16 protein-coding genes and 1 tRNA gene are annotated in these 14,794 nt (G+C 68.0%); 10 read left to right on the forward strand and 7 right to left on the reverse strand.

Annotated features, from left to right (window positions below; translation table 11 throughout):
- Positions 1 to 30 precede the first annotated feature (30 nt).
- The gene (locus tag H537_RS0101185) at positions 31 to 318 is read right to left on the reverse strand and encodes a hypothetical protein (RefSeq protein WP_028996454.1); all 288 of its coding nucleotides are present in this window, start codon (positions 316 to 318) and stop codon (positions 31 to 33) included.
- Between the two features lie 118 nt (positions 319 to 436).
- On the opposite strand from H537_RS0101185, the gene hemA reads away from it, so the two are divergent.
- The 6 genes from hemA to H537_RS0101215 all read left to right on the forward strand — a co-directional run bounded on the left by hemA (position 437) and on the right by H537_RS0101215 (position 5,417).
- Entirely contained in the window at positions 437 to 1,738 is a 1,302-nt protein-coding gene (hemA, locus tag H537_RS0101190) for a glutamyl-tRNA reductase (protein WP_028996455.1), read from the forward strand.
- Between the two features lie 58 nt (positions 1,739 to 1,796).
- On the forward strand, positions 1,797 to 2,885 hold the full coding sequence (gene prfA / locus H537_RS0101195) for a peptide chain release factor 1 (RefSeq protein WP_028996456.1): 1,089 nt from the start codon (positions 1,797 to 1,799) through the stop codon (positions 2,883 to 2,885).
- Positions 2,882 to 3,739 (forward strand): peptide chain release factor N(5)-glutamine methyltransferase, encoded by an 858-nt coding sequence (prmC, locus tag H537_RS0101200; protein ID WP_028996457.1) that lies wholly within the window; start codon positions 2,882 to 2,884, stop codon positions 3,737 to 3,739. Before prfA ends, prmC begins: the two co-directional genes overlap by 4 nt.
- Before the next feature lie 125 nt (positions 3,740 to 3,864).
- The gene (locus H537_RS0101205) at positions 3,865 to 4,437 is read left to right on the forward strand and encodes a hypothetical protein (RefSeq protein ID WP_028996458.1); all 573 of its coding nucleotides are present in this window, start codon (positions 3,865 to 3,867) and stop codon (positions 4,435 to 4,437) included.
- Positions 4,438 to 4,533: 96 nt separating this feature from the next.
- Entirely contained in the window at positions 4,534 to 4,854 is a 321-nt protein-coding gene (grxD, locus tag H537_RS0101210; protein ID WP_028996459.1) for a Grx4 family monothiol glutaredoxin, read from the forward strand.
- A gap of 2 nt (positions 4,855 to 4,856) precedes the next feature.
- Positions 4,857 to 5,417, forward strand: coding sequence for a UbiX family flavin prenyltransferase (locus tag H537_RS0101215; RefSeq protein WP_043457957.1), 561 nt, complete (start codon positions 4,857 to 4,859; stop codon positions 5,415 to 5,417).
- A gap of 31 nt (positions 5,418 to 5,448) precedes the next feature.
- Here H537_RS0101215 and H537_RS0101220 read toward each other — a convergent pair whose 3' ends face one another.
- On the reverse strand, positions 5,449 to 6,051 hold the full coding sequence (locus H537_RS0101220) for a lytic transglycosylase domain-containing protein (RefSeq protein WP_028996461.1): 603 nt from the start codon (positions 6,049 to 6,051) through the stop codon (positions 5,449 to 5,451).
- Complete coding sequence (locus H537_RS0101225; RefSeq protein ID WP_028996462.1) at positions 6,048 to 7,793, reverse strand: proline--tRNA ligase; 1,746 nt, start codon at positions 7,791 to 7,793, stop codon at positions 6,048 to 6,050. The genes H537_RS0101220 and H537_RS0101225 overlap by 4 nt, the downstream gene beginning before the upstream one ends.
- Positions 7,794 to 7,927: 134 nt before the next feature.
- Between H537_RS0101225 and H537_RS40360 the strand changes: the two genes are divergently transcribed.
- Entirely contained in the window at positions 7,928 to 8,509 is a 582-nt protein-coding gene (locus H537_RS40360; RefSeq protein WP_043457996.1) for an RNA pyrophosphohydrolase, read from the forward strand.
- Between the two features lie 66 nt (positions 8,510 to 8,575).
- Here H537_RS40360 and proB read toward each other — a convergent pair whose 3' ends face one another.
- From proB to rplU, 4 genes are all read right to left on the reverse strand, one after another.
- Positions 8,576 to 9,694, reverse strand: a complete 1,119-nt coding sequence (proB, locus tag H537_RS0101235) for a glutamate 5-kinase (RefSeq protein WP_028996463.1) — start codon at positions 9,692 to 9,694, stop codon at positions 8,576 to 8,578.
- Complete coding sequence (gene cgtA, locus H537_RS0101240) at positions 9,691 to 10,770, reverse strand: Obg family GTPase CgtA (protein ID WP_028996464.1); 1,080 nt, start codon at positions 10,768 to 10,770, stop codon at positions 9,691 to 9,693. Before cgtA ends, proB begins: the two co-directional genes overlap by 4 nt.
- Before the next feature lie 74 nt (positions 10,771 to 10,844).
- Positions 10,845 to 11,102, reverse strand: coding sequence for a 50S ribosomal protein L27 (rpmA, locus tag H537_RS0101245; protein WP_028996465.1), 258 nt, complete (start codon positions 11,100 to 11,102; stop codon positions 10,845 to 10,847).
- 27 nt (positions 11,103 to 11,129) lie between these two features.
- Positions 11,130 to 11,441, reverse strand: coding sequence for a 50S ribosomal protein L21 (rplU, locus tag H537_RS0101250; protein WP_028996466.1), 312 nt, complete (start codon positions 11,439 to 11,441; stop codon positions 11,130 to 11,132).
- Positions 11,442 to 11,646: 205 nt separating this feature from the next.
- On the opposite strand from rplU, the gene ispB reads away from it, so the two are divergent.
- The 3 genes from ispB to pilB all read left to right on the forward strand — a co-directional run bounded on the left by ispB (position 11,647) and on the right by pilB (position 14,773).
- Positions 11,647 to 12,636: an octaprenyl diphosphate synthase gene (ispB, locus tag H537_RS0101255; RefSeq protein ID WP_043457958.1), complete on the forward strand. Its 990-nt coding sequence runs from the start codon at positions 11,647 to 11,649 to the stop codon at positions 12,634 to 12,636.
- Positions 12,637 to 12,718: 82 nt separating this feature from the next.
- Positions 12,719 to 12,795: transfer RNA gene (locus H537_RS0101260), tRNA-Pro, on the forward strand.
- Between the two features lie 256 nt (positions 12,796 to 13,051).
- Positions 13,052 to 14,773 carry a type IV-A pilus assembly ATPase PilB gene (gene pilB, locus H537_RS0101265; protein WP_051241465.1) on the forward strand — a complete coding sequence of 574 codons (1,722 nt, stop codon included), beginning with the start codon at positions 13,052 to 13,054 and terminating at the stop codon, positions 14,771 to 14,773.
- Positions 14,774 to 14,794 lie beyond the last annotated feature (21 nt).

The raw sequence follows: 14,794 nt of genomic DNA on the forward strand, positions 1-14,794 counted from the left end.
GCGAACGCCGACGTGGGCGGCGTCGATTTCCTACAAACGGGACGCCCGCCGGCCGAAGCCGGCCCACCACAGGCTCAGGGCGCAGCTCAGCGCCATGACGCCGTAATTGAGCATGCGCCCGTCGCGCCCGCTGATCACGAGCATGGCCAGCAGCGCCAGTGCCGCGCCGGTGCAGCCCCACTGCGCGAGGCGGCGCCAGGGCACTGCGGCCAGCTCACGGCGCCAGCACAGCTTGGAGGCCGAGGCCCCCAGCAGGCCCACGCTCAGCGCGGGCGCAAAAAAATCGAGCAGATGCCACAGCGCATCCAGCGGACCCATGGTGCGCTTCCTCGTGTCTTCTCGTGGACTTGATGTCGGTCAAGGACCGCGGCGCGCGCGGCGGCGACCATAACCGGCCGGAAAACCGGTCCAAACGGCAGATCATACAATTCCCGACATGAGCGTCTTCGCCCTTGGCCTGAACTACCAGACCGCTCCGCTGGACCTGCGCGGGCGGTTCGCGTTCGGTGCCGAGCAGCTCTCGCCGGCCCTGCGCGGCTTCCGCGAGCGGCTGCAGCGCGCCATGCCCGAAGCGGCACTGGTCTCTACCTGCAACCGCACCGAGCTGTACGTAGCCGCCGATCCCGGCCGCGCGTGCGAGCTGGTGCGCCCGGCAATCGAATGGCTGGCCGAACAGGGCGGCGTCGCGGGTGCGCAGCTGGAGTCCTGCAGCTACGTGATGGAGAACCGCGAGGCCGCGCGCCACGCCTTCCGCGTCGCCTCGGGGCTGGACTCCATGGTGCTGGGCGAGCCGCAGATCCTGGGCCAGATGAAGCAGGCCGTGCGCCAGGCGGAGACCGCCGGCACGCTGGGCACGACGCTGCACCAGCTCTTCCAGCGCAGCTTCTCCGTGGCCAAGGAGGTGCGGACCTCCACCGAGATTGGCAGCCACTCCATCAGCATGGCCGCCGCCGCGGTGCGGCTGGCTTCGCAGCTGTTCGAGGACCTGCGCGACATCAAGGTGCTGTTCGTGGGCGCGGGCGAGATGATCGAGCTCGTGGCCACCCACTTCGCCGCGCGCGAGCCCAAGGCCATGGCCGTGGCCAACCGCACGCTGGAGCGCGGCGAGAAGCTGGCCGGCCGCTTCGGCGCCCAGGCGCTGCGCCTGGCCGACCTGCCGGGCTGCCTGCACGAGTACGACGCCGTCATCTCCTGCACCGCCAGCACGCTGCCCATCATCGGCCTGGGTGCCGTGGAGCGCGCGCTCAAGGCGCGGCGGCATCGCCCGATGTTCATGGTGGACTTGGCCGTGCCGCGCGACATCGAGCCCGAGATCGCGCAGCTCTCTGACGTCTATCTCTACACCGTGGACGACCTCTCGGCCCTGGTGCAGAGCGCCGGCGAGAAGCGCCAGGCCGCCGTGCAGCAGGCCGAGGCCATCATCGACGCTGGCGTGCAGAGCTTCAGCCACTGGCTGGACCAGCGCGGCAGCGTCCCGCTGATCCAGGCCCTGAACCAGCAGGCCGACCGCTGGCGCGCCACCGAGCTTGCGCGCGCGCGCAAGATGCTGGCGCGCGGCGAGGACATCGACGCCGTGCTGGAAGCCCTCAGCCGCGGCCTGACGCAGAAGATGCTGCACGGCACCTTTGCCGAGCTGCACGCGGCCGACGGCCCGCAGCGCGAGCAGGTGGCGCACACCGTGTCGCGCCTGTTCCTGCGCCAGACCAGCCGCAATCCCGAAGCCGAAGGCGGCCGCTAGCGGCCCCTGCCCTGTCGCCGTCGTGCGCGGGGTTGCCGTGTGCGCGGCGCTTTCGCCCATGAAAGACACCCTGCGCCCCCAATTCGAACGCTTGGCCATGCGCCAGGCCGAGCTCGACGCCACGCTGGCCGATCCGCAACTGATGTCGGACATCAAGCGCTGGCGCGCGCTCTCGCGCGAGCAGGCCGAGGTGGCCGAGGTGGTGGCGGACTTCCGCCTCTACCAGCAGCGCGAGCAGGACCTCGCCACCGCGCGCGAGCTGCTGGAAGACCCGGACATGGCCGACATGGCGCGCGAGGAGATCACCGGCGCCGAGGCCGAGCTGCAGCGGCTGGAGCTCAAGCTGCAGACCGCCCTGCTGCCGCGCGACCCGGACGACGCGCGCAACGCATTCCTGGAGATCCGCGCCGGCACCGGCGGCGACGAGTCCGCGCTCTTCGCGGGCGACCTGGCGCGCATGTACCTGCGCTACTGCGAGCGCCAGGGCTGGCGCACCGAGGTGATGAGCCAGAGCGACTCCGAACTCGGCGGCTACAAGGAGATCGTCTTCCGAATCGAGGGCGACGGCGCCTACGGCCGGCTGCGCTTCGAGAGCGGCGGCCACCGCGTGCAGCGCGTGCCCGCCACCGAGAGCCAGGGCCGCATCCACACCAGCGCCTGCACCGTGGCGGTGATGCCCGAGCCCGACGAGGCCGAGGAGGTCACGCTCAACCCGGCGGAGCTGCGCATCGACACCTTCCGCGCCAGCGGCGCTGGCGGCCAGCACATCAACAAGACCGACAGCGCGGTGCGCGTGACGCACCTGCCCACCGGCCTGGTGGCCGAGTGCCAGGACGACCGCAGCCAGCACCGCAACAAGGCCAAGGCGCTGGCGGTGCTGGCCGCGCGGCTGCGCGACAAGGAATCGAGCGAGCGCGCCGCCAAGGAGGCGGCGACGCGCAAGGGCCTCATCGGCAGCGGCGACCGCAGCGACCGCATCCGCACCTACAACTTCCCGCAGGGCCGGCTTACCGACCACCGCATCAACCTCACGCTCTACAAGCTGGGCGCGGTGATGGATGGCGAGCTCGACGACGTCATCGCTGCGCTGCAGGCCGCGCGTGCCGCCGAGCAGCTGGCGGCGCTGGAAAGCAGCGGCCTGGCATGACGGCACCGGGCATATCCTTTGCGCCGGGCACGGTGCGCGAGGCCCTGGCCCGCGCCAAGGCGCTGGGCCTGGACCGGCTCGATGCCCAGCTGCTGCTGGTGCACCACCTGCAACGCCCGCGCAGCTGGTTGCTCGCACACGACGACGCCACCTTGACGCCGGAGCAACGAGAGCGCTTCGACGCCGATGCGACGCGCCGCGCCGATGGCGTGCCCATCGCCTACCTGCTGGGCCAGCGCGAGTTTCACGGGCTGATGCTGCAGGTCACGCCCGACGTGCTGGACCCGCGTCCGGACACCGAGACGCTGGTGGAGTGGGCGCTGGAGCTGCTGGCCGGCGAGCTGGCGGCGCTGCCCGCGCCGCAGGTGCTGGACCTGGGTACCGGCAGCGGTGCCATCGCCCTGGCCGTCAAGCACGCCGCGCCGCGCGTGTGCATGCGGGCACTGGACGCCAGTGCCGCGGCGTTGGCGGTGGCCCAGGGCAATGCGCAGCGCCTGGGCCTGGAGGTGGGCTTTGCCCTGTCCGACTGGTGGAGCGCGCTGGTGCCGCCGCGCCTGCACCTGGCGCTGAGCAACCCGCCATACATCGACGGCGACGATCCGCATCTGGCGCAGCTGCGCCACGAGCCACTGCAGGCGCTCACGCCCGGTCCCGACGGCATGGCGGCGATCGAGCGCATCGTGGACGGTGCGCCGACCCACCTGGAGCCCGGCGCCTGGCTGCTGCTCGAACATGGCTTCGACCAGGGCGCAGCCGCACGCCAGGTGCTGCAGCGGCGAGGCTTCACGGCCGTGGCGACGCGCCGCGACCTCGCCGGCCAGGAGCGCTGCAGCGGCGGACGCTGGCCGGGCTGAAGCGGGATCCGCACCCTCTTTCACGGCGGGCGGCAATCCCGGGATGGCACCAATCGGGCCATGTGCCATGGCCCCGCGCAGCGGCGTAGCATGAAGCGACCGTGGAGCGGCAAGGGGGTAGCGCGATGAAGGCAATCCGGAAACTGTCCCTGTGGTTCATGGCGCTGGGCTGCGCGGCCGCACAGGCCGACGGCGGCCTGCGGGTGGCGCCCGAGGAGGCTCCCTGGCCGCGCTGGCAGGCGCGCGTTGGCGTGGACCAGGCGCCGCCCTGGCGGGGCGACCTGGCCCCGAGCGGCAATGGCTTGCGCAGCATGAAGCTGCTGGGCGACGTCTATCTCAGCGGCCCGGGCTTCGGCGAAGGGCACGTGGTGGGCGGCGTGCGCGCCACGGGCGGGCTGCTGCTGGGTAGCCGCTCGCCGCTGCTGGGCGCCGCATCCGGCTCACCGATGTCGCTCAGCGTCTCCAACAGCCTGCTCACGCCCGGGCGCGGCGAAGAGGCCTTCGATGCGCCGCCGGTGGGCTACTTGGGCATCGGCTACAGCAGCCTGTCCACCCGCGGCGGCTGGGGCTTCAGTGCCGACCTGGGCGTGACGACGGGCACGGGCCTGCGTCCTCCCGAGACACGCAACCTGGACGAGGCGGTACGCGAACTGCGGCTGCGGCCGGTGCTGCAGCTGGGTGTCTCCTATGCCTTCTGAAGCCACCGTGCCAAGGGCTTTGCCCCAGACCACGGCGACGGGGTGCGGCATGCCGTATAACGCCGGCTGTTTGAATCCCCTATTTCCAGAAACACCATGGAAGACGTCCAGAAGCGCATCGACGACATCGTGAAGAACAACCGCGTGGTGCTGTTCATGAAGGGCACTGCGCAGTTCCCGATGTGTGGTTTCTCCGGTCGCGCCGTCCAGATCCTCAAGGCCTGCGGCGTACAGGATCTGCAGACCGTGAACGTGCTGGAAGACGAGGCCGTGCGCCAGGGCATCAAGACCTACGCCAACTGGCCCACCATTCCGCAGCTGTACGTCAACGGCGAGTTCGTCGGCGGCTCGGACATCATGATGGAGATGTACCAGGCAGGCGAGCTGCAGCAGGTGCTGGACGCCAAGCAAGCTTGAGCATGCAACGGTTGGTCGTGGGCCTCACCGGCGCCAGCGGTGCGGTCTACGGCGTGAGGCTGCTGCAGCGGGCGCGGGCCTTGGGTGTGCATACGCACCTGGTGGCCACGCCTGCGGGCGTGCTCAATGCCCACCACGAGCTCGGTCTTGACCGCCGTGCACTGGAAGCGCTGGCCGACGAGGCGCATTCACCCGGTGATGTGGGCGCTTGCATCGCCAGCGGCTCGCACCCGGTGGACGCGATGCTCATTGCGCCCTGCTCCATGAAGACGCTGGCCGCCGTCGCACATGGCTTTGGTGACAACCTGCTCACGCGCGCAGCCGACGTGATGCTCAAGGAGCGGCGCCGGCTGCTGTTGCTGGTGCGAGAAACGCCCTTCAACCTCGCGCACCTGCGCAACATGACGGCGGTGACGGAAATGGGCGGCATCGTCTTCCCGCCGCTGCCAGCCTTCTACAACCATCCGGGCAGCATTGACGAGATGGTGGACGACACCGTGGAACGCGTGCTGGCGCTGGCCGGCATCGTCGCTGCCCAGCCCCGCGCTTGGCAGGGCTTGTAGCCGGGGCACACAGGCCATCGGCTGCGCCGGCTCAGTCCGGCATCACCCACTGTCGCCGGGCGCCGAGAACCTTGCCAGGATACTCCGGGCGCCCCCGGCTGCCGTTGTAGCGGCCCAGCGCCATGAAGAGATTGCCGCCTTCGCGCTCCAGGTAGTGCCGCAGGATCACGCAGCCGAAGCGCAGATTGGTTTGCATGTGGAAGAGGCGGTTGGCATCGCCGTCGCCGATGAGCCGGGTCCAGAACGGCATCACCTGCATGTAGCCGCGCGCGCCGGCGGCACTGACCGCGTACTTGCGGAAGTTGCTCTCCACCTGCACCAGGCCCAGCACCAGATCGGGCTCCAGGCCGGCGCGGCGGCTCTCGTACCAGAGCGTTTCCAGGAACTCCACACGCGTGCGCAGCTCGGTCTTGCGCGGCTGCAGCCGCTCGCTCATGGCGGTGAGCCAGCGCAGGTAGGCCATGCGCTGCGCGGTGGTAGGAAATTCAGGCCGCGGCGGCTCGGCGTCCGCCACGGCAGCGGAGAGCGCCGAACGCACGGCATCGGAGAGGTCCTCTTCCCGCTGGGCACCGGCCCAGGCGCTGCCCAGCGGCAGTGCCAGTGCGGCGGCGCTCAGCAGGCCGCGTCGTCTCACACGCCGAGCTTGTCCTTCAGGAAGGCATCGATCTCGGCCAGTGCCACTGGGGTGGCTTGGGCGTCACGCCGACCCTGGTACTCGAGCTTGCTTTCCTTGAGGCCGCGGTCGGAGATGACCACGCGGTGCGGCACGCCGATCAGCTCCCAGTCGGCGAACATCGCGCCCGGGCGTTCGCCGCGGTCGTCGAGCAGCACATCCACGCCCTGCGCCTGCAGCGCCTGATACAGCCGTTCGGCTTCTGCGCGCACCGCCTCGCTGCGGTCCATGCCGATGGGGCAGACCACCACGCGGAACGGCGCCATGGCGTCGGGCCAGATGATCCCGCGCTCGTCGTGGTTCTGCTCGACGGCCGCGCCCAGCAGCCGGGTCACGCCGATGCCGTAGCAACCCATCTCCATGAACTGCGGCTTGCCCTTCTCGTCCAGGTAGGTCGCGTTCATGGCCTTGGAGTACTTGGTCCCCAGGTAGAACACGTGCCCCACCTCGATGCCGCGCTGGATCGCCAACAGCCCCTTGCCGTCCGGCGAAGGGTCGCCTTCGACGACGTTGCGGATGTCGGCCACCACGTCGGGCTCCGGCAGGTCGCGCCCCCAGTTGGCGCCGGTGTAGTGGAAGTCCTCGTCGTTGGCGCCGCAGACGAAGTCCGCCATGTTTGCGACCGTGCGATCCACCACCATCTTCACCGGCTGCTTCAGGCCGATGGGGCCCAGGTAGCCGGGCTTGCAGCCGAAGTAGGTATCGATCTCGGCCAGGGTGGCGAAGCGGAAGCCCCCCTTGAGGCCTTCGATCTTGCTGGCCTTGACCTCGTTGAGCTCATGGTCGCCACGCACCATCAACAGCCAGACGGTGGTTTTCTTGACTTTGCCGGCTTCGTCCAAATCGTCGGTGGCAAGCACCAGCGACTTGACCGTGCGCTGCAGCGGCAGGCCCAGCAGCTTGGCTACGTCGGCGCAGGTGGCCTTGCCCGGCGTAGGCGTCTTGGTCAGCGGCTCAGCAGCAGCGGCACGTTCAGCCAGCAGTGGCAGCGCCTCGGCCAGCTCGATGTTGGCGGCGTAGTCACTGCTGGGGCAGTAGATGATCGCGTCCTCGCCGGTGTCGGCGATCACCTGGAACTCGTGCGAGCGATCGCCGCCGATGGCGCCGGTGTCGGCCGCCACGGCGCGGTACTGCAGGCCCATGCGGTCGAAGATGGCGATGTAGGCCTTGAACATCGCGTCGTAAGTGCGACCGGCGGATTCCACATCACGATCGAAGGAATATGCGTCCTTCATCGTGAATTCCCGGCCGCGCATGATGCCAAAGCGGGGCCGGCGCTCGTCGCGGAACTTCGTTTGGATGTGATAGAAGTTCTTGGGCAGCTGCTTGTAGCTTCGCAGTTCCTGGCGCGCGATGTCCGTCACGACCTCTTCGGAAGTCGGCTGAATGATGAAGTCGCGCTGGTGCCGATCCTTCACGCGCAGCAGCTCCGGCCCCATCTTGTCGAAGCGTCCTGTTTCCTGCCACAGCTCGGCAGGCTGCACCACAGGCATGAGCAGCTCGATAGCGCCAGCGCGATTCATTTCCTCGCGGATGACGGCTTCGACCTTGCGGATCACGCGCAGCCCCATGGGCATGTAGTTGTAGATGCCCGCGCCCAGGCGCTTGATTAGCCCGGCGCGCATCATGAGCTTGTGGCTCACGATCTCGGCATCGGCGGGCGCCTCCTTGAGCGTGGAGACAAAAAACTGCGAGGCTTTCATGGATGAGAAATCAAGAGATTGCACGACGGCGCCACGGAGTGCGCCGGGAGATCGGAAGTCGGGGGTTACCGAGGTAACGCAGACCGCATCGAGCCGGTGCAATAATCAAATCAATTCAAGAATTGGGGTTGATTATGCTCGACCGTGAAGGCTTCAGGCCCAACGTCGGCATCGTCCTGCTCAACGCGCGGAATCAGGTGTTCTGGGGCAAACGGCTACGTACCCACTCCTGGCAGTTCCCGCAAGGCGGTATCAAGTACGGCGAGACGCCCGAGCAGGCCATGTTCCGCGAACTGCATGAGGAGGTGGGCCTTCGACCTGAGCATGTCAAGGTGCTCGCCCGTACGCGCGACTGGTTGCGCTACGAGGTCCCCGACCACTACATCCGCCGCGATGCCCGCGGCCACTACAAGGGGCAGAAGCAGATCTGGTTCCTGCTCAAGCTTCTGGGGCGCGACTGCGACATGAACCTGCGCGCCACCGACCATCCCGAGTTCGACGCCTGGCGCTGGAACGACTACTGGGTGCCGCTGGACATGGTCATCGAGTTCAAGCGCGACGTGTACCAGATGGCGCTCACCGAACTCGCACGCTTTCTGCCGCGTGCCAACCCTCACAACCGCTATCTGCGCGCGGGCATGCGTTCGCACCAGCGCCACGAGGAGCCGCCAGACGCCTCGCTGGCACCGCCGACCAATCCCGGCAACCGCGCCTGAGCAGAGCTGCTCAGGCCCCACGCCGCAGCGCCTGGCCGGGATGCCCCGGGCCGCTGCCGCGTCTTCTCAAGCCAGCACGAGGTTGGCGCGATCGACGAGCTCAGGCTCGTTGACATAGCCCAGCAGCACCTCGATCTGCGATGAGGGCTTGCGCATGATCAGCCGCGCCTCGGCGCTGGAATAGTTGGCCAGGCCCCGCGCCACTTCGACGCCCTGCGCATCGCGCACCGCAATGACGTCCCCGCGGTGGAATTCGCCCTGCACTTCCACCACGCCGATGGGCAGCAGGCTCTTGGCTTCCTCGCGCAATTTGGCTGCAGCCCCCGCGTCCACCACCACACCACCGCGCAGCTGCAAGTGATCCGCCATCCACTGCTTGCGCGCGGCCAGCTTGGGCGTCGAGGCGACCAGTGCCGTGCCGATGGACTCGCCCTGCGCCAGGCGCAGCAACACGTCAGGCTCGCGCCCGTAGGCGATCACGGTGCTGGCGCCGCTGCCGGCAGCGCGCTTGGCAGCCAGGATCTTGGTGATCATCCCGCCCTTGCCGATGCTGCTGCCCGCGCCGCTAGCCATCTGCTCCAACTCCGGCGTACCGGCTGGCGCCTCGTCGATGAAGCGAGCATCGGGGTTCTTGCGCGGATCGGCGGAATACAGGCCGCGCTGATCGGTAAGGATCACCAGCGCATCGGCTTCCACCAGATTGGCCACGAGCGCACCCAGCGTGTCGTTGTCACCGAACTTGATCTCGTCCGTCACCACCGTGTCGTTCTCGTTGATGACCGGGATCACCTTGAGCGACAGCAGCGTCAGCAGCGTGGAGCGTGCGTTGAGATAGCGCTCGCGATCGGCCAGATCGGCATGCGTGAGCAGCACCTGCGCGCTGCCCATGCCTTGCTCGCGCAGCTTGCTCTCGTACATCCGTGCCAGGCCCATCTGGCCGACGGCGGCGGCGGCCTGCAGCTCATGCAGTTCCTTCGGACGCGCCGTCCAGCCCAGGCGCTTCATGCCTTCGGCGATGGCGCCGCTGGACACCATGATGACTTCACGCCCCTGCTGCGCCAGCGCCGCGAGTTGCCGGCACCAGTTGCCGATGGCCTCCGCATCCACGCCGCGGCCATCGTTGGTGACCAGGCTGGAGCCGACCTTGACGACGATGCGCCGCGCCTGTCGCAATACCTCGCTCATGTCGTGCCTCCCTCGGTGGGCTGCACGCCGTCGAAGCGCGGGTCGACCTCCGGCTCCACCGGGTGCTTGTGCGCCTGGACATGGTCAAAGATCGCGCGCAGCAGCGGATCCAGGCCCTCACGCGCCAGCGCCGAGATCTCGAATACCGGCCCCTTCCACTTGAAGCGCTTGACGAAGTCCTTCACGCGCGCGGCCCGCTGCTCCATGGGCACCATGTCGAGCTTGTTGAGCACCAGCCAGCGCGGCTTCTCGTAAAGCATCGGGTCGTACTTCTTGAGCTCGGCCACGATGGCCTTGGCTTGTGCCACCGGGTCTACGCTCTCGTCGAACGGCGCAAGGTCCACCACGTGCAGCAACAGCTGCGTGCGCTGCAGGTGACGCAGGAACTGGTGCCCCAGGCCGGCGCCCTCGGCTGCGCCCTCGATCAGCCCCGGCACATCGGCCACCACGAAGCTCTGCTCGGGCCCGACGCGCACCACGCCCAGGTTGGGATGCAGCGTGGTGAAGGGGTAATCGGCGATCTTGGGCCGCGCATTGGAGATGGCGGAAATGAGCGTGCTCTTGCCCGCATTGGGCATGCCCAGCAGCCCCACGTCGGCCAGCACGCGCAGCTCCAGCTTGAGCTTGCGCCTCTCGCCCGGCCAGCCCGGCGTCTTCTGCCGCGGCGCGCGGTTGGTGCTGCTCTTGAAGTGCAGGTTGCCGAAGCCGCCGTCGCCCCCCTTGCAGATCAGCACCTTTTCGTCAGGCACCAGCAGCTCGGTAAGGACCTCTTCGGTCTCGGCATCCTTGATGATCGTGCCCAGCGGCATGCGCAGCACGATGTCCTCGCCCGCGGCGCCGAACTGGTCCGAGCCGCGGCCGGCCTCGCCATTGCGCGCCTCGTGGCGGCGCGCGTAGCGGTAGTCGATGAGCGTGTTGAGGTTGCGGTCCGCCACGGCCCAGATGCTGCCGCCGCGACCGCCGTCGCCGCCGTTGGGTCCGCCAAAGGGGATGAACTTCTCGCGCCGGAAGCTCACGCAGCCCGCGCCCCCGTCACCCGCAGCGACATCGATGGTGGCTTCATCTACGAATTTCATGGCGCAAGAATAGTCAAGTCGGAAACGACAAAGCCCCGGCGGGCCGGGGCTTGGATGGTGACGAGGACGTCAGCTCAGACCGGGGTGACGAAAACCGTCTGACGGTTGAGCGCGCCCTTGGTGGCGAAGGACACCTGGCCGTCCACGAGGGCGAACAGGGTGTGGTCCTTGCCCACGCCGACGTTCGTGCCGGCATGGAACTTGGTGCCGCGCTGGCGCACGATGATCGAGCCGGCCGAGATGGTCTGGCCGCCGAACACCTTCACGCCCAGCATCTTCGGTTTAGAGTCGCGGCCGTTCCGGGTGGAACCGCCGCCTTTTTTCTGTGCCATGGTTCAGCTCTCCTGAGGCAACTGAGATCAGGCGTTGACCGCGCCGATCTGGATTTCGGTGAAGGTCTGACGATGACCCTGGCGCTTCTGGTAGTGCTTGCGGCGACGCATCTTGAAGATGCGCACCTTGTCATGCTTGCCGTGCGCCACGACGGTGGCGGTGACAGTGGCGCCGCTGACCAGAGGCGTGCCCACCTTCAGCTCCGCGCCGTCGCCGACAGCCAGAACTTGGTCGATCACGATCTCCTGGCCCACGTCCGCAGCAATCTGTTCTACCTTGATCTTCTCGCCGACAGCAACCTTGTATTGCTTACCGCCGGTTTTTATGACCGCGTACATATGTGACCTTTCTCTTGGGAATCCGTGCACACAGTAGACATCCCCGGCACACGGAACCCGCGATTCTAACCCAACGGCGAAAATGACCCAGCTGCGCGCTGGGTTGGCCGGTCCGGCGCGCGACTTGCGGCACACCTCATGTCCCGTGCGCCCGGCGCCCGTCGTGAGGCGCTTCCTATAATCCGCGCCGACTTTTCGAGCATCCATGACTTCATCGGCTTCCACACCCACAACCCCTTCCGCCGACGAGCTCATGGCGCAGGAGATGCAGACCGTCGATGCCGTCATCGTCGAGCGCCTGCGCTCCGAGGTGGCCCTCATCAACCAGATCGCGCACTACATCATCAGCGCTGGCGGCAAACGCATCCGCCCGCGTCTGGTGTTGCTGTTCGCGCGAGCGCTGGGATTCAAGGGACCTGAGCGCTTCGCGCTGGCCGCCATCGTCGAATTCATCCACACCGCCACGCTGCTTCATGACGACGTGGTGGACGAGTCCTCCCTGCGGCGCGGTCGCCAGACCGCGAATGCGCTGTTCGGCAACGCTGCAAGCGTGCTGGTGGGCGACTTCCTGTACTCCCGCGCCTTCCAGATGATGGTCTCCGTCAACCGCATGCGCGTGCTTGACGTGCTGGCCGACGCCACCAACGTCATCGCCGAAGGCGAAGTGCTGCAACTGATGAACATGCATGACCCCGATCTCGCGATCGAGGACTATCTGCGCGTCATCCGCTACAAGACCGCCAAGCTGTTCGAAGCCAGCGCGCGGCTGGGCGCCGTGCTGGCCGAGGCCGACGCCGCCACCGAGGAGCGCTGCGCCGACTACGGCCGCTCGCTGGGCACGGCCTTCCAGCTCGTGGACGATCTGCTCGACTATCAGGGCGACACGCAGGAGCTGGGCAAGAACGTGGGCGACGACTTGCGTGAAGGCAAACCCACGCTGCCGCTGCTCATTGCCATGGCACGCGGCACGGAGGAAGAGCGGCTCCTGATCCGCCACGCCATCGAGCATGGCGAAGTCGAGCGGCTGCCCGACATCGTGCAGATCGTGCGTCGCACCGGCGCGCTGGAGGCCACGCGCGAGGCCGCGCGCGCCCAGGCCGAACAGGCCCGCGCCAGCCTCGAAACACTGCCGGATTCCGAAGCGCGGAAATCTCTGCTAGAATTCTGCTTTCGGTCGGTTGACCGGACCTTCTGAAAAACGAAGCGCTCCGCACAACAGCTGATAAATCTGATAGAATAGAAAAATGTTGAGGCAGCACAGACGCTGTCTTGAACATCGGGGTGTAGCTTAGCCTGGTAGAGCGCTACGTTCGGGACGTAGAGGCCGGAGGTTCGAATCCTCTCACCCCGACCAGGTTTCCTTTCCGTATCTCTCAAAGCTCCTGACGTCAGGAGGCGCGGCACGCAAGGTGTCGCGCAGAGGTCGCGGTACAGCCGTATTGAGGCATTTTCCTTCTCCTGACTGAATTCGGCAGCAGTTCACGGCTGCTGGCTGCATGCAAGCGCAGTTGCGGCCACGTCGTCCATTGGGGCTGGCGCTTGTTGCGGATTGTTTCAATGTGGGCAGATCATCGCCTGATCCTTGCCACCGCGTTCCGCCGCGCACTACCGTGCCCCTCGACACGCCCGCTGTCGCGATTCCCGCCACCCTCACCGGTGCCGCCCGCGTGCTCGTGCATGCCGGTCGGCTCGATGCCACCACGGCCCTGGCATTGACCCAGACGGCCCGCCAGCAGCGCCAGGGCTTCGCCACGGTGGCTGTGGACGCGGGCGCCATTTCCGCACGTGCGCTCGCGCACACGCTGGCGCGCACCCTGGCCCTGCCGCTGCTGGACCTCGACGCCTTCGACACGCGCCTGCTGCCGCGCGGCCTGCTCGACACCCGACTGGCGCGGCAGCACCAGGTCGTCGTGCTGGGGCGGCGCGGCAACCGCCTCTTCATAGGCGGCGCCGACCCCACCGATCAGGCCGCGGCCGAGCGCATCAAGTTCGCCACCCAGCTCACGCCGGAGTGGGTCGTGGTCGAGCGCGACAAGCTCGTGCGGCTGCTCGATGCCACCGCCGAACAGCTGCCCACGCCCAGCGGCGGCACCGACTTCAGGTTCGACCTCGCCGACGAGGCCGCGCCTGCGCCTACGGTCGAGGCCACCGCCCTCTCGGCCGAGGTCGAAGATGCCCCCGTGGTGCGCTTCCTGCAGAAGATGCTGATCGACGCGGTCAACGCCCGCGCCTCGGACCTGCACTTCGAGCCCTACGAGTCGCACTACCGCGTGCGCTTTCGCATCGACGGCGAGCTGCGCGAGGTGGTGCAGCCGCCCCTGGGCATCAAGGACAAGCTCGCTTCGCGCATCAAGGTCATCAGCCGCCTGGACATCGCCGAGAAGCGCGTGCCGCAGGATGGGCGCATGCAGCTCAACGTGGGCACGCGCACCATCGACTTTCGGGTCAGCACGCTGCCCACGCTTTTCGGCGAGAAGATCGTCATCCGCATCCTCGACGCCTCCAGCGCGCAGCTGGGCATCGACGCCCTGGGCTACGAGGCCGAGGAGAAGGCACGGCTGCTGCACGCCGTTCGCCGCCCCTACGGCATGGTGCTCGTCACCGGTCCCACCGGCTCGGGCAAGACGGTGTCGCTCTACACCTGCCTGAACCTCCTCAACCGCCCCGGCATCAACATCTCCGCCGTGGAAGACCCGGCCGAGATCCGCCTGCCCGGCATCAACCAGGTGGACGTCAACGAGAAGGCCGGGCTCACCTTCGCCGCCGCGCTGCGCGCCTTCCTGCGCCAGGACCCGGACGTGATCATGGTGGGCGAGATTCGCGACCTGGAGACGGCCGACATCGCCATCAAGGCGGCACAGACCGGCCACCTGGTGCTCTCCACGCTGCACACCAACGACGCGCCTTCGACGCTGACGCGGCTGCTGCACATGGGCGTGGCGCCTTTCAACGTCGCCTCCAGCGTGCTGCTGATCACGGCGCAGCGCCTGGCGCGGCGGCTGTGCGAGCAGTGCAAGGCGCCGGCGGCGCTGTCGCGCGAGGCGCTGCTGCAGGCCGGCTTCGCGGCCGAAGAGCTCGACGGCCGCTGGCAGCCGTACCGGGCCGTGGGCTGTGCCGCCTGCAACAATGGCTACAAGGGCCGCGTCGGCCTGTACCAGGTGATGCCGGTGAGCGAGGCGCTGCAGCGCCTGATCCTGGCCCAGGGCACGGCGCTGGACCTCGCGCAGCAGGCCCGCCGCGAGGGCGTGCGCGACCTGCGCCAGGCCGGCCTGGTGAAGGTGCGCGCCGGGGTGACGTCGCTGGAGGAAGTCATCGCCGTCACCAACGACTGACCCACGCCGCCGCACGGCACC

Origin of the sequence: Azohydromonas australica DSM 1124, assembly GCF_000430725.1 — a bacterium.
Taxonomy (GTDB): Bacteria; Pseudomonadota; Gammaproteobacteria; order Burkholderiales; family Burkholderiaceae_C; genus Azohydromonas; species Azohydromonas australica.

Excerpts from the sequence above, each read along its gene's own strand:
- rpmA (WP_028996465.1), bottom strand. The coding sequence starts at position 11,102 with ATGGCACAGAAAAAAGGCGGCGGTTCCACCCGGAACGGCCGCGACTCT.
- H537_RS0101225 (WP_028996462.1), bottom strand. The coding sequence starts at position 7,793 with ATGAAAGCCTCGCAGTTTTTTGTCTCCACGCTCAAGGAGGCGCCCGCC.
- cgtA (WP_028996464.1), bottom strand. The coding sequence starts at position 10,770 with ATGAAATTCGTAGATGAAGCCACCATCGATGTCGCTGCGGGTGACGGG.
- H537_RS0101205 (WP_028996458.1), top strand. The coding sequence starts at position 3,865 with ATGAAGGCAATCCGGAAACTGTCCCTGTGGTTCATGGCGCTGGGCTGC.
- H537_RS40360 (WP_043457996.1), top strand. The coding sequence starts at position 7,928 with ATGCTCGACCGTGAAGGCTTCAGGCCCAACGTCGGCATCGTCCTGCTC.
- rplU (WP_028996466.1), bottom strand. The coding sequence starts at position 11,441 with ATGTACGCGGTCATAAAAACCGGCGGTAAGCAATACAAGGTTGCTGTC.
- hemA (WP_028996455.1), top strand. The coding sequence starts at position 437 with ATGAGCGTCTTCGCCCTTGGCCTGAACTACCAGACCGCTCCGCTGGAC.
- proB (WP_028996463.1), bottom strand. The coding sequence starts at position 9,694 with ATGAGCGAGGTATTGCGACAGGCGCGGCGCATCGTCGTCAAGGTCGGC.
- H537_RS0101215 (WP_043457957.1), top strand. The coding sequence starts at position 4,857 with ATGCAACGGTTGGTCGTGGGCCTCACCGGCGCCAGCGGTGCGGTCTAC.
- prmC (WP_028996457.1), top strand. The coding sequence starts at position 2,882 with ATGACGGCACCGGGCATATCCTTTGCGCCGGGCACGGTGCGCGAGGCC.
- H537_RS0101185 (WP_028996454.1), bottom strand. The coding sequence starts at position 318 with ATGGGTCCGCTGGATGCGCTGTGGCATCTGCTCGATTTTTTTGCGCCC.
- prfA (WP_028996456.1), top strand. The coding sequence starts at position 1,797 with ATGAAAGACACCCTGCGCCCCCAATTCGAACGCTTGGCCATGCGCCAG.
- grxD (WP_028996459.1), top strand. The coding sequence starts at position 4,534 with ATGGAAGACGTCCAGAAGCGCATCGACGACATCGTGAAGAACAACCGC.
- ispB (WP_043457958.1), top strand. The coding sequence starts at position 11,647 with ATGACTTCATCGGCTTCCACACCCACAACCCCTTCCGCCGACGAGCTC.